At 65.5% G+C, this 12,877-nt stretch carries 13 protein-coding genes; 5 read left to right on the plus strand and 8 right to left on the minus strand.

The window, feature by feature from the left end; genetic code table 11:
- On the plus strand, positions 1-741 hold a 741-nt coding region (locus AC3WPZ_RS02725; RefSeq protein ID WP_492437982.1), incomplete at its 5' end, for a TOBE domain-containing protein.
- Positions 742-938: 197 nt separating this feature from the next.
- Here AC3WPZ_RS02725 and AC3WPZ_RS02730 read toward each other — a convergent pair.
- The 7 genes from AC3WPZ_RS02730 to AC3WPZ_RS02760 form a co-directional block, all read right to left on the minus strand.
- Entirely contained in the window at positions 939-1,241 is a 303-nt protein-coding gene (locus AC3WPZ_RS02730) for a hypothetical protein (RefSeq protein WP_444686585.1), read from the minus strand.
- Positions 1,242-1,569: 328 nt separating this feature from the next.
- A complete protein-coding gene (locus AC3WPZ_RS02735; protein WP_444686584.1) occupies positions 1,570-1,902 on the minus strand; it encodes a hypothetical protein in 333 nt (110 codons plus the stop codon).
- Positions 1,899-2,522: a VC1465 family Xer recombination activation factor gene (locus tag AC3WPZ_RS02740; protein WP_444686583.1), complete on the minus strand. Its 624-nt coding sequence runs from the start codon at positions 2,520-2,522 to the stop codon at positions 1,899-1,901. The genes AC3WPZ_RS02735 and AC3WPZ_RS02740 overlap by 4 nt, the downstream gene beginning before the upstream one ends.
- A 157-nt stretch (positions 2,523-2,679) precedes the next feature.
- Positions 2,680-2,985: a hypothetical protein gene (locus tag AC3WPZ_RS02745; RefSeq protein WP_492437985.1), complete on the minus strand. Its 306-nt coding sequence runs from the start codon at positions 2,983-2,985 to the stop codon at positions 2,680-2,682.
- Between the two features lie 584 nt (positions 2,986-3,569).
- Entirely contained in the window at positions 3,570-4,094 is a 525-nt protein-coding gene (locus AC3WPZ_RS02750; RefSeq protein WP_492437988.1) for a VC1465 family Xer recombination activation factor, read from the minus strand.
- A gap of 155 nt (positions 4,095-4,249) precedes the next feature.
- Complete coding sequence (locus AC3WPZ_RS02755; RefSeq protein WP_492437990.1) at positions 4,250-5,095, minus strand: alpha/beta fold hydrolase; 846 nt, start codon at positions 5,093-5,095, stop codon at positions 4,250-4,252.
- Positions 5,088-6,575 carry a phosphopantetheine-binding protein gene (locus AC3WPZ_RS02760; protein WP_492437992.1) on the minus strand — a complete coding sequence of 496 codons (1,488 nt, stop codon included), beginning with the start codon at positions 6,573-6,575 and terminating at the stop codon, positions 5,088-5,090. The genes AC3WPZ_RS02755 and AC3WPZ_RS02760 overlap by 8 nt, the downstream gene beginning before the upstream one ends.
- A 183-nt stretch (positions 6,576-6,758) precedes the next feature.
- On the opposite strand from AC3WPZ_RS02760, the gene AC3WPZ_RS02765 reads away from it, so the two are divergent.
- The gene (locus AC3WPZ_RS02765) at positions 6,759-7,601 is read left to right on the plus strand and encodes an alpha/beta fold hydrolase (RefSeq protein WP_444686580.1); all 843 of its coding nucleotides are present in this window, start codon (positions 6,759-6,761) and stop codon (positions 7,599-7,601) included.
- Positions 7,602-7,620: 19 nt separating this feature from the next.
- Positions 7,621-8,664 (plus strand): 2,5-dihydroxypyridine 5,6-dioxygenase NicX family protein, encoded by a 1,044-nt coding sequence (locus tag AC3WPZ_RS02770; protein ID WP_382324846.1) that lies wholly within the window; start codon positions 7,621-7,623, stop codon positions 8,662-8,664.
- 21 nt (positions 8,665-8,685) lie between these two features.
- Here AC3WPZ_RS02770 and AC3WPZ_RS02775 read toward each other — a convergent pair whose 3' ends face one another.
- Positions 8,686-9,444, minus strand: coding sequence for an IclR family transcriptional regulator (locus tag AC3WPZ_RS02775; protein ID WP_382157941.1), 759 nt, complete (start codon positions 9,442-9,444; stop codon positions 8,686-8,688).
- A gap of 141 nt (positions 9,445-9,585) precedes the next feature.
- Between AC3WPZ_RS02775 and AC3WPZ_RS02780 the strand changes: the two genes are divergently transcribed.
- Positions 9,586-10,557 (plus strand): Bug family tripartite tricarboxylate transporter substrate binding protein, encoded by a 972-nt coding sequence (locus tag AC3WPZ_RS02780; RefSeq protein WP_492437995.1) that lies wholly within the window; start codon positions 9,586-9,588, stop codon positions 10,555-10,557.
- A gap of 11 nt (positions 10,558-10,568) precedes the next feature.
- Positions 10,569-12,872 (plus strand): xanthine dehydrogenase family protein molybdopterin-binding subunit, encoded by a 2,304-nt coding sequence (locus AC3WPZ_RS02785; protein ID WP_492437997.1) that lies wholly within the window; start codon positions 10,569-10,571, stop codon positions 12,870-12,872.
- Positions 12,873-12,877: the final 5 nt, after the last annotated feature.

Genomic DNA, 12,877 nt, shown 5'->3' on the forward strand with positions numbered 1-12,877 from the left:
GGGCATGGGCGGGTGGCCTTGCTGCGCGCCGTCGACCAGCACGGCTCCATCACACAGGCCGCCAAGGCCTTCGGCATGAGCTACAAGGCCGCCTGGGATGCCATCAACAGGATGAACGCGCTGTCTCGAACGCCCCTGATCGAGCGCGCCGTCGGGGGCAGAGGAGGTGGGTCCACTCACTTGACCGAGCATGGCCGGAAGTTGATCGAGCGCTATGAACAGGTAGACGCCATTCACCAACGTTTTGTCGAACTTCTGGACCAGGGCTCGATGGACCTGGATCAGGAATTCTCCCTTTTGAAGGTACTGAACATGAAGACCAGCGCGCGCAACCAATGGATGGGAAAAGTCACGGCCGTGCGCTCGGGCGCGGTCAACGATGAGGTCGAAGTGACCTTGCCTGGTGGACAGCGGCTCGCGGCCATCATCACCCGGGAAAGCACACAAGCCCTGGGACTCAAGACCGAGCAGGCGGTGATCGTGCTGGTGAAAGCGTCGTCTGTGCTGCTGGCCACCGACCTGCAAGGCGCCAAGATTTCGGCGCGCAACCGCATCGAAGGCAAGGTGCACGCGCTGACGCCGGGCGCGGTGAACGCGGAAGTCACTCTCAAGACCGAGGATGGCCTGGAGGTCGTGGCGATCGTCACGCAAGGCGCTGTCGCCGAACTTGCGCTGACACCAGGCGCCTCCGCAACGGCGCTGGTGAAAGCGTCGGATGTGATTCTGGCTGTCGCGAGCTGAGCTCGGGGCGGGACCGTTTTCAGCCCGAGACAGAGTCCGCGGGGGACCTGAGACGTTGGGTTTCAGATATCCTTTACACATTCTACGATGTATATCGCAGGCAATTGGATTTGCTCATGATAGCGAATTTCCTTCAATCGAGAGGCAATTAAATACCGCTTATCAAGCCGCGAGGGGCTTAATTGGCGGTAACTGAGTTACGTCCGCGACTGGTCGGATTGGCGATCAACCACCTTTGTCACCATGGGGGCCATGGCCCCCATACCCCCAATTGCGGCGATATCACGCAAGATCGGCATTGCCTCTCGGCCAATAGCCGTTTCCAGCACCTCCAGAGCCTCATAGAGCGGGCGGTACTGGTCGCGCATCATCTGCACCCACCGAGGTGCCTCTCCAAGCTCGCCGTTGATCTGGTCCAACACGGTGAGCACGTTGTCCATCACGTAGGCATGGCCCATCACATCCTGAAGCGCTTTTTCGATAACATTGGCAGCAGCCATTTCGTAACTCCTTTTCAGTTCGAACTTTGGTAAGAGACGCCCGGGCCTGACCGCCTGGGCGTTCTCGCTTTGTGGATTGACCGCCACATCGGCTAGACCGTCTCACCCCCTTTCCCGGATAACGCAGCTGCCAATTGCGCAGCCACGCCAGGCGCGAAGGACGGGCAAGGAACAACGTGGCGAGGACCGTAGGCCCAGGAATCAGCCCACTCCCGAAGCTCCGATTTCCGGCGACGGAGCAACAGGACCTGGACCGCATTGCGGCTGGCCCTGAAGCGCCGCTGAGCCTCACGATTGGCGATGGCCGCCTGCTCTGGTGTCATGGCCATCACTCACCCACCTTCCCGAACTGCTGGTACTGTGGTTGCCAAGAGGAGGGCGGATCAACCAGGGCAGTGCTCCCCAAGCTGGGGAACTCCTGCACGCCGGCCCGCTGCGCTACCTGCGCTGCAAGCTCGGCCATGCCGGCCAGCCAGGCGCGAGCGAACTCGGCCTGGCTGGTGCCTGGCTCACGGGAGGCCCAGGCGGCGCGCCTGTAGGCCTTCTGAGCGATCCGGGCGGCCTCGGCATTGGTGAGCCACTGCCAGGGCGCTTGGATCGGCACTAGACCATCGCGGCGGCGTTGCCGGAGCACGGCCATGTACTTTGCTGAAGTGCTCATCGGACACCGCCTTTCCGGGCGCCGAACCGAGGCCTCAACGACCGTTTGCAGGCCGCGCAGTGTTCAGCCCGCTCTGCGCTATCTGCGGTGGGCAAAAGCTCACCGGTGAGCCTAAAGTGACGTGTTACTAGCACGTCAGGCCCTGCGGGCCGCTTCGGTCCTGTCCGTTTTTCCGGACTAAAGTGAGGTGTTACAAGCACCTCAGGCCCTTCGGGCCGTTCTGAGCCGCGGTCGCGGCAAGCCGCTGCCCGGTCTCCGACCGGCCCTCCAGGCAGCGATGCAACCGCCGCTCTCAGCTCGTTGTTGGCCTTGTAGAGCTCGTTGAACATGGCGGCCTTGCGCGCCAGCAACCCCCACCAGTAGAAGTCCCTGGGGTGCAGTTCGAGGTTCTCAGGCGTGTACAGCCGGCCTGCGCTGATCGACCAGCCTTTCCAGGCATCGCCTGGCAGTTCGTAGTGCAGCTGCAGCCGCAGCAGCTTGTAGGCCGCGTACGGGATGCGCACGCGGCCGGAGATCCACGCGTAGACGGTGCGGGTGGTCACCTGAAGAAAACGGGCCACGTCGGCCACCGTGAAGCCCAGGCGGCTGTACATGGCCTTGAAGCGGCGGGCTTGTTCCATGCGGGCTTCAGGGCTGCAGGGCCGTTTCCTAGGTGGTGGGTTGATCTTCCACGATGTATATCGCGAGCTATTAATCATGATAGCGAATTTCCTGCAATCGGGAGGCAAATAAATACCGCTTATCAAGCCGCGATGGACTTAATTGGCGGTAACTGAGTTACGTCCGCGACTGGCCGGATTGGCGATCAACGACCCTTGTCGCCATGGGGGCCACGGCCCCCATACCCCCTTTTGCTGCGAACGAATCGAGATCGCGCAGATAGGGCAGCGCAGTGACGTGGACCTCGCTCATGTACGCGTGAGCCTCAAGCTCAACCCTGTCGACGAGACGCCCCACAGTCAGGAGCCATGCCTGCTCTTCCTCAACATCGAGGGTTCGGCACAACTTGATCAACTGCACCAATTCACACAGGGACTCTTCAAATTGGTTACCCGCTTTGGTAATAACATCGGCCTTAGCCATTTCGTAACTCCATTTCAGTTCGGTTTGGTCAGAGACGCCCGGGCCTGCCTGCCCGGGCGTTCTCGCTTGTGGACGCCTACGAGAGGGCTTTGGTAGACCTCCCGCCGAAGACCTGCTGCAGCGCTTCATAAGCGCCCGGCGCAAACGCTGGCACAGGCACCGGCCATGCTGGGCCGTACACGAACCCCGCATCTTCCTGGTCAGCACGGCCGCGATTGGCACGCGAGCGCGCAACGTAAGCGCGGTTTCGAGCTCGGCGCTGTTGCTCTGTCATGGGCTCACGAATGGCCATCACTAACCACCTTTCAAGACAGTGCCTAGGCGGCGCGGCCGCCTAGGCGAGTAGCCGGCCCTGGCATAGCCAGAGACCGGCCCGCGCGCGCCTGGCTTGAGGCGCACGGGCGTCGGAACCCACCAAGTGCTGTCCTCGGAGCGGTGAGCGCCCTCGATGCGACCATCACGAAGGAGCTTGGACGCACGCTGCCTGGAGACGCCGAGGAGGGCGCCCACCGAGGTCACAGACAGCCGTGCTTTCGACCCCATGGAACCCAGGATTTCGGGCGCAACAGTTCTTGCAACAGTTTTTAGCTTGGCCATTTGCCCCCCTGATCGGCCCGCAACCCGCGCCGTTGCTCACTTCTGCACCAACGGCATGTCTGTTTCTCAGTGCGTTTAATTGGACTAAAGTGACGTGTTACTAGCACGTCACGCCCTCCGGGCCGGTCGGAGCCTCGGTCGCGGCAAGCCGCTGCCCGGTCTCCGTCCGGCCCTGCGGCAGCACGGAGCGCGGTATTCGCCTCATAGAGCGTTTTGAACGACCGGGCTTGCCGCACCAACAGACCCCACCAAACGAAGTCCTGTGGGCGCAATTCATGGCCTTCAGGGGTGTACAGCCGGCCAGCGCTCAAGTGCCAGCCGTTCCAGGCATCGCCAGGCAGCTCGTAGTGCAGCTGGACGCGCAGCAGCTTGTAGGCCGCGAACGGGATCCGCACGCGGCCAGAGATCCACTGGTGGACCGTGCGCGTGCTGACCTGCAGAAACTGCGCAGCATCGGCCACAGAAAACCCGAGCTGGCTGTACATGGCCTTGAAGCGGAGGGCTTGTTCCATGCGGGCTTCAGGGCTGCAAGGCCGTTTCCTAGGTGGTGGATTGATATTCCACGATGTATATTATGTCAAATTAAAAAGATCGAGACAGCCCTCTTGGCCTACACCCCGAAAGACGCAGTGCCGTCGAGCACGGCCTGACGCACGGCTGCAGCGTCTCAGTCAGCATCAAGGCCACGGAGCCAATCGGCCAGGCTGTGGATCAAATGCTGCTGAGCCGCCAGTGTCGTGGCGGTGTGATCGGCCTGCGGCAGGTACTCGCACCGCACGCGTTCGACGAAGTCGAACTCGCTGAAGGCGTCGCGCCATTGCGCCGGGTAGTTGAAGTGCCAGCGCATGCTGCCGGAGTAAACGACACACACAGCCACACCGCGATCGACAAGCGCCTGGAAGTCGAGGGCGAAGACTTCACGCGGCGGAGGGTCTCGGCCAAAGTCCCACAACTCCTGCGTCATCGATTGGTCGGCCACGTTTCTGAAGGCCCGCGCGGCGCGCCTGACGAGCTTTCGCGTCCACGATCGGAGGGCGCGCAGCGGCGCCTCGCGCAGCTGGCCGGTGTAGCGATTCCACCTTGTCCTGGCCGTGGGATAGGCGTAACCGTCGAGCATCCAGAGGGCCGCCACCCGGTGGTCCGCCAGGGCCGCCGCCAGGCCGTTGTAGGCACCGGAGCAAATGCCCGCAATGGCGAATTTCTCGACCTTGCAAAGGCGCTGGAAATGGTCCATGGCCGCCTGAAGGTCCGTTACGGCCTGTTGTTCATAAGGCAGGGCTTCGTCCGGCGTGCCGCTGTCGCCCTGACCCGAGAGGTCCATGCGCAAAGTGGCCCAGCCCTCTCTGGCGAGCGTTCGGGCAAGCTTGGCGTTGAAGCGGTGCGGGCCCATGCGGTGAATGATGCCGACATTGAGCAGCACGACGCCCATGCGCGCAGGCCGTTCGCCAGGGGGCAGCGTCAGCGTGGCGCTCAGGTGCCGCCGGGAACCGAAGCTGAAGGAGACTTCATTCAAATGGGCCTCCCCTGAGCAGCGCGGCAAGAAGGTTCAGCGCGTCGGCGGGAACCAGCGCGGTGTTGAAGGCCTCCTCCGAGGTCCAGTCGAAGTTGAGGCTTAACGTTTGGCGCTGCACGTCGACCCCCCTGCCCTGCAGGACGGCGGCCCACCCGCCGGCGCCAGCGGTTTGCCGCCCCGGCGCGACCACCACGACGCGGCGGGCCCGCGCACGCTCGTAGTCGGCGGGCTCCACGGCGCGCAACTGCTCCAACAGGCGCCGACTCACGCCAAAGCCCAGGATCTCTTCATCGCCCGCGAGCGCGCCGCCGTCTGGCAGGTTGGCGACCGTCGACGCATGCACAGCCTGCAGGTGCTCGACATAGCGCGCTCCGGAGATGACCGGCTCCCAGAGCACAAGTTGCCGCGGTGCCTGCGGCGCCAGCGCCGAGGCCCGCACCGCCAGGGCGCTGGCCAGGCGCGGTGCAACCCAGTCCACTTCGTGAACGTCAGCTCGCTGGCGCAGCAGTGCGTCGGCGGCCACCACATCCTGGACCCATCGATCGAGATCGGCTTCGTGGTCCTCGCCCAGCGATTCCCCACTGGCGTGGTAGTCGAACCGAAGGCAGGCCACGCCGGCGCGCGCCAGGCGATCGGCCAGCACGCAGAAAAAACGATGAATGCGCACCGCTTCCTGGCCAAAGGGATTGCAGAAGAGCACGGCGCGAGGGCGCGCACCGCGCACGCCACTGGGATGGAAGACGCCATAAAGGGACGACGCAGGGTGACCAAAGCGCAGGGTGGTCATGCCCTCCCCGTTCTCGGCGTGCGACCCGGCCTGCACTTCGGCCGCAGGGGAAGCGTCGGGCGCGGCAGCGGCCGATTCGATCGCGATACCAGCGGCGATCTGGCTGAGCGATTCAAAGATCAGGCGGCTGATCGCGATCTTCTCGCCGGTGATGTGCTGCATCCCCTGGACGGCGCGCAGGGCGAGCAGCGAGTGGCCGCCGAGGTTGAAGAAGTTGTCGTTACGCCCGACCCGCTCGATGTTCAGCAGGCGCGCCCAGACGGCGGCGATCGCCAGCTCGGTGGCGTTCGCTGGCACGGCAAAGCCCACATGGGTCGCGCGCGGGTCTTCCAGCTCGAGGCGTTGGCCGCGCACCACGACCGGGCGGTCCACCATGGCGGGTGGCACCGCGTCGACGCGCGCGGCCTCGGTGGCCGCGGGCGGGCTGCCGTCGTTGGCGGTGACGGCCGGGGCCGCGGACGCGAGGGTAGGCACGACCATGGGGGCCACGCTGCCCGACAGCAGTGCCAACTGCTGCGCCATCAACTGAATCTGCTGCTGGATCAGCTGGTGAACCGGGCTGCCGCCCTGGACCGCAGGCACGAGCACCTGCGCCATGCGCATGGCCTCACTGGCGATCTCCGCGACCGGCTGGCCGGCCGCGTCGCGGAAGACCCGCTGGAGTTCGGCTTCGAAGAGGGGGGCGCGGATCATGAGGATGGTGGACAGCTCGGGAGTTGGTCGCAAGGGTGAGGGCAGCACTGCGCTCGGCGCATCGGGTGAACGGGGCAAACGGGGTGCCCGGCAGGCGCCGTGAGCACGAAGCCAGAGCGGGATGCCTGTTGTCGCGCTCGATGGTTCTGTTTGACAAAACGATATTCTTTCAAGCAGAATTGAATGCCATCCCATTCACGCATCGGAAAGCCCATGAGCCCCGCAAGCGGCGGACACGTCAGAGCCAACGGCATCCGCCAGCACTACCTGCACTTTCCGGGTGAAGGGCGGCCGGTCGTCATCGTGCCCGGCATCGTGAGCCCCGCCGTGCTCTGGACACACGTGGCTGAGCGGCTGGCGCCGCGTTTCGACTGCCACGTGCTGGACGTGCGAGGTCGCGGCCTGTCCGAGTCCGGCCCGCACCTGGACTATGGCGTGGGTGCGTGCGCACAGGATTTGATGGCTTTCGTGGAAGCGCTCGGCCTGACGCCAGAACCCATCGTCATAGGCCACTCGATGGGCGCGCGCATCGCTTTGCGGGCTGCCGCACTGGCCGCTGGGCGGCTGCATTCCCTGGTCCTTCTGGACCCCCCCACCAGCGGCCCTGGCCGCCGCCCCTACCCCGTGCCGCTGGCGCGCACGCTGGCGCTGCTCCGTGCGGCGCAGCGCGGTGAAGCGGCCGCGGCATTGCGTGCGAGCACGGCGACGCCCTGGCCCGAAGCGCTGCAGCAACTGCGTGCCGAGTGGCTGTCCACCTGCGACGAGCGCGCGGTCTTCGTCGCCAGCGAGGATTTCCATGGCCAGGACATGTTCGCCGACCTCGCCCGAAGCGACCTGCCCATCACGCTGATCTGCGCAGGCGAAGGCGGTGTGGTCGCCGACGCCGATGTGGACGACATGCGCAGCCGGCGCCCCGACCTTCACGCCGTGCGCCTCGAGGGCGTCGGTCACCAGATGCAGGCCGAGAGCCCGGAGGCTTTTTGCCGCTTGCTCAGTGAAACCCTGGAACGCCACGATCGATCGTGATCACAAGGAGAGAACATTGATGTTGGATGTCGAAATGCTGGAGCTGTTCACGCGCGAGCTCACACTTTGCGCGGTCAAACCCGGTGAAACCGTCGTGGTGCTGACGGCGGAGGACGAATGGAAGGACCACGCCCAGGCCTTCATGGCGGCGGCGGAAACCTTGGGTGCCAGCACCTTCAACCTCAACGTTCGGCGGGGGCAGCGCAACGCGGTCGGGGTTCAAGGCCGTCACCCCCTGGTGGGCAACGCCCTGGCGATGCAAACGCTGAAGTCGGCCAGCATGGTGATCGACATGGTGGGTCTGCTGTTCTCGCGCGAGCAAGCCGAGATCCAGGCCGCGGGCGTGCGCATTCTGCGCGTGATGGAGCCGTTTCACGTGCTCAAACAGATGTTTCCCACGGAAGACCTGGCTCGCCGCGTGGAGCACGCCAAGGGCCTGCTGGAAAAGGCCACGCGCATGCGCATCACGTCGGATGCGGGGACCGATGTCACCTACCACCTGGGGCAATACCCCGTGATTTCGGAGTACGGCTATACCCACGAGCCTGGCCGCTGGGACCATTTCCCTTCGGGCTTTGCATTCACGCAGGGCAACGACGGCGCGGTGGACGGCCGCGTGGTGCTGCAGCCGGGCGACATCCTGTGCGCGTTCAAGCAGTATGTGCAGTCCCCGGTCACGCTGGAGATTCGCCAGGGGATGGTGGTGGACATCCAGGGCGACGGCATGGACGCGCAATTGATCAAGAGCTACATCGACAGCTTCCACGATTCCCGTGCCTATGCCGTCTCCCACATCGGCTGGGGATTGAACGAGAAGGCGCGCTGGTACCAGTTCTCCGTGACTCGCCAGTTGCCGCTGGAGCATGTGATGAACGCGCTGTCCTTCTACGGCAACGTGCTGTTCTCGCTGGGCCCGAATCTCGAACTCGGTGGCACCAACGACACCGCCTGCCACCTCGATCTTCCGCTGCGCCGCTGCAGCCTGTGGCTGGACGACGTTCAGATCCTGAGCGAAGGTGACGTCATCCATCCTGCGATGCGCGTCGACAGCGGCGGGGCCTGACGGGGCCCCGCGCGGACAGGCTCAAGGGGCCGGCCGGGAGATCATGTTGATCGACTCGGCCCGGTCCAGCAGGGTCGAGTCGCCGCCCAGGCGGCGCGTCAGCTCCGATGCCGCCTTGAGCAGGGCCTGCGACATGCCGGGCACGAGGTCGATGGAAAAGCGCATGGCCGGTCCGGAGATGGCCAAGGCGCCGCGCAGGCTGCCCTGGGGCCCGAAGACCGGCGCGGCAATGGCCGCGATGTCGGGCTCGCGCTCACCCACGGTCGCGATCAAGGGCTGAGACGGGAACTGGGACGGATCCACCAGCGCGCGGTCGAAGCCGGCCAGCACACGGCCCGCGGCCCCTTTGTCCAGCGGCAGCAAATCACCGGTGTGCACGTGGTCGCGAACGGAGCGCGAAGAATCCACGCGGAACAGGCACACGCGCAGCGATCCTTCGCGGGTGAAGAACGATGCACCCTCGCCGGTTTCCTGAGCGAGCCGGCGCAGGATGGGCGGCACATGGTCGTCCAGGCGAAGCGCCGCCTGGTACAGACCACCCCAGTGCAGCAGCATGGAGCCGAGCTGGTAGCTGCCGTCGTCCAGTCGCACGATGCAGTGCTCCTGCACCAGCGTGGCGATCAGCCTCAGGATCGTGCTCTTGTACATCCCCGTGCGCCGCGCGAGTTCGTTCAGCGGCAGCGAAGCGTCGCCCGGTTGAAAGGCATTGAGGATGGCGAATGCGCGCTCGACAGCAGCGACACCACCCGGCTTCGGATCACTCTCTGGGTCTTTGGTCATGAACGAGCAAGGGGATTGGCAAACATTCTGCTTGACATTATGCCGTGCTGCTGTACAAAATGAGGTTCTCTTCAGCAGAACGATGTTCCCTCAAACAGAATATCGAAGACTTCTTGGCCTCAACCTTTCAGGAGTTTCCGCATGTCCCCATGGAAAAAAATCGCGCTGGCCCTCTGTGGTACCGGCCTCGCCCTCGCCGCCACGGGCGTTCAAGCCCAGGCATACCCCAACAAGCTCATCACGATCGTGGCGCCCTACCCGCCCGGCGGCGCCACCGACCTGTATGCGCGTTCGGTAGCCAACGGCCTGGCCGAGTGGGGCCAGCCCACGGTGGTCGACAACAAGGCGGGGGCGTCCGGCATGATCGGCGCGGACCATGTGTCTCGTCAGCCGGCCGACGGCCACACGCTGCTGATCGGTGCGTCGTCGATGTTCTCCGTGCTCCCCCAGCTGAACGAGCGGATGAAAGAGGTCTCGCAGCGCGTTGAGCCGATTTCGCTGCTGGGCCTGAACCCCTCGTATGTCGTGGTGCCCACCACGCTGCCGGTGGACACCATCCAGGATCTGATCGCCTATCTCAAGGCCAACCCCGGCAAGTTCGGCTACGGCTCGGCCGGCAAAGGCACCTCGCAGCACGTGTTCATGGAGCTGTTCAAGCAGCGCGCCGGTGTCGACACGTTCAGCGTTCACTACAAGGGCAGCGGCCCCATGGTGGTGGACTTGATCAGTGGACGCACCGTGATGGCCATCGAACAAGGTCCGGCGGTGCTCGGCCACATCAAGTCCGGCAAGCTCAAGGCGCTGGCGGTGACCACCGCCAGGCGCGCCCAGGCCTTGCCCAACGTGCCCACCCTGGCCGAAACGGTGCTCCCCGGCTTCGAGGCGGTGACGTGGTTTGCCCTCTACGGTCCCTCCGGCATGCCCAAGAGCGTGGTCGCCAAGCTGGTGCCGCAAATCGCGAAGACCATGGCTTCGGCCGAAGTCAAGGAGCGCTTGCACGCCGTCGGCGTCGAACCCGCCTCCAGCTCGCCGGAGGAACTGAGCAAGCGCCAGTCGAGCGAGACGACGATGTGGAAAGAGGTGATCACGCGCGCCGACATCACGCTGGATTGATTCACTCCGCCATGCACGCCCCTCTCCCTCTCACGCTTCACGAAGAACCCCGCGCCGACTACCTGCAGAAGGTCACCGGCACGGCGGTCTACGCCAGTGACGTGGAAGTGCCCGGCATGCTGCACGGGAAAATCCTGCGCAGCACCGTGCCCCACGCGCGCATCCGCCGCATCGACGTCAGCGCTGCCTTGGCGATGCCCGGCGTGGTGGCGGTGCTCACCGGCGACGACCTGAAGGACCTGCCCGGCACCGAGATCCGTTGGGGTCTGTCGCTGCGCGATCGGCCCGTGATCGCGCTGGACAAGGTCCGCTATGTGGGCGATCCGGTGGCCGCCGTGGCGGCGGTGGACGAAGGCACGGCGGAGGAAGCGCTCGACGCCATCACCGTCGACTACGACACCCTGCCCTATGCCACCACCGCGCAGGAGGCCATGGCCGAAGGTGCGGCGCTGGTGCATGACGACATGGACCGGCTCAAGGACTACTACTTCCGCGGCGAAGCAGCGCCCGTGGAGGGCACCAACATCTTCCAGCAATGGCAGTACGCCTGCGGGGATGTCGACCAGGCCTTTTCGAGCGCGGCGAGGGTTTTTGAAGACACCTTCACCTTCCCCATGGTGTTCCATTACGCGATGGAACCCCATGTGTGCGTGGCGCACTGGAAACCCGGATCGCTGGAGATCTGGAGCGGGGGCCAGACGCCCACCGCCATTCAGCGCGTGTGTTCCGAGATTCTCGGCGTGCCGCTGGCCTGCGTGCGCGTGCACTCGCCCTATGTCGGCGGCGGCTTTGGCGGCAAGGCCTCCGTGAAGATCGACCCCTTGGTGGCCGCCTTGTCGTGGAAGGCGCGCGCGCCGGTGCGCGTGTGCCTCACCATCGCCGAGTCCATGCTGACCTGCCGTCGACTCGACGCCGAGATTTCGCTCAAGACCGCGGTCGATGGCACGGGCCGCATCGTGGCCAAGTCGATCCGCGCCGTTCTCAATGGCGGGGCCTACGCCGACACGGGCCCGGCCATTGCCATCAAGGCGGCCATCCGCGCCATCGGGCCGTACCACATCCCGAACCTGCGGCTCGAGGCCGTCGGGGTGTACACCAACACCGTGCCCGGCGCGGCGTTCCGATCCATCGGCGGGCCACAGGCGGTGTGGGCCACGGAGTCGCAGATGGACATCATGGCCTCGGCGCTCGGTCGCGATCCGGTCGAATTCCGTCTGGCCAACATGGCCGACAAGGGCCAGACGATCAAGCCCGACCTGCGCCCGCTGGATGTCGACATGCGCAACTCGCTGCGCAAAGCCGTGGCCGCGCTCGAGAGCCTGCCGGAGCCCACGGACGCGCGCCGCCGCGGCCGAGGCGTGGCGGTGGGGGTGAGCGATCCCGGCATCGTCCCGGTCGGCGGCGCCATCGTGCGCTTGCGTGCCGACGGCTCGATCAACGTGTCGGCCAACACCGTGGAGATCGGCCAGGGCAGTCGAGGCGTGCTGCGCATCATCGCGCACAAGGCACTCGGGCAGCCGCTGCGCAGGATCGCCGTGGCCGAGCCGGACACGCTTCAGGCACCCTACGACTGGGGCACCGGCGCCAGCCGTTCGACGGTCATCATCGGCCTGGCCGTGCAGATGGCCTGCGAAGACATCGTGCGCCAGGTGCAGGAAACGGCCGCCCAGGTGCTGGGCGGATCGCCGCAGGCGTACCAGCTGGGCGAGGGTTGCGTTGAAGGGCCGGGCGGGCCGCTGTCCATCCTCGACCTGCTGCGCCGCTTCAACGGCATGGCCGCTGGCGAGTTTCTGGGCGTGGGCCGCGTGAACTCGAACACCCACAACGGCGATTTCAAGCTCGCGCCCCTGTTCTGGGAAACCGGCGCGGGCGCCTGCGAGATCGAGGTCGACGAAGGCACCGGCGCCATCCGAGTGATGCGCGTGGGTGGCGCGGCCGATCTGGGGCATGTGATCAACCGGAAGGCGGCCGAAGGCCAGGATGAAGGCGCCATGGTCATGGGCCTGGGACACACGCTGTCCGAAGAGTACGTCTACGAGGACGGCCAGGTCGTCAACGGCACCCTGTTCGACTACAAGGTCCCGACGATGGAAGACGCGCCGCGGCACGTGGCCACCACGCTGATCGAAAGCGGCGACGGCCCCGGGCCCTTCGGCGCGCGCGGCGGCGGCGAAGGCGCCATCCTTCCGGTGGCCCCAGCCGTGGCCAACGCGCTCTTCCAAGGCTGGGGCGTGCGCATCAAGGAGCTGCCGCTGACGCCGGAGCGCGTCTGGCGCGCACTGCAGGCTGCCAAGGCCGAAACCAACAACCAATGAGAGAC

The sequence above is a fragment of the Hydrogenophaga sp. FW305-3-2-15-A-LB1 genome (genome assembly GCF_058787875.1).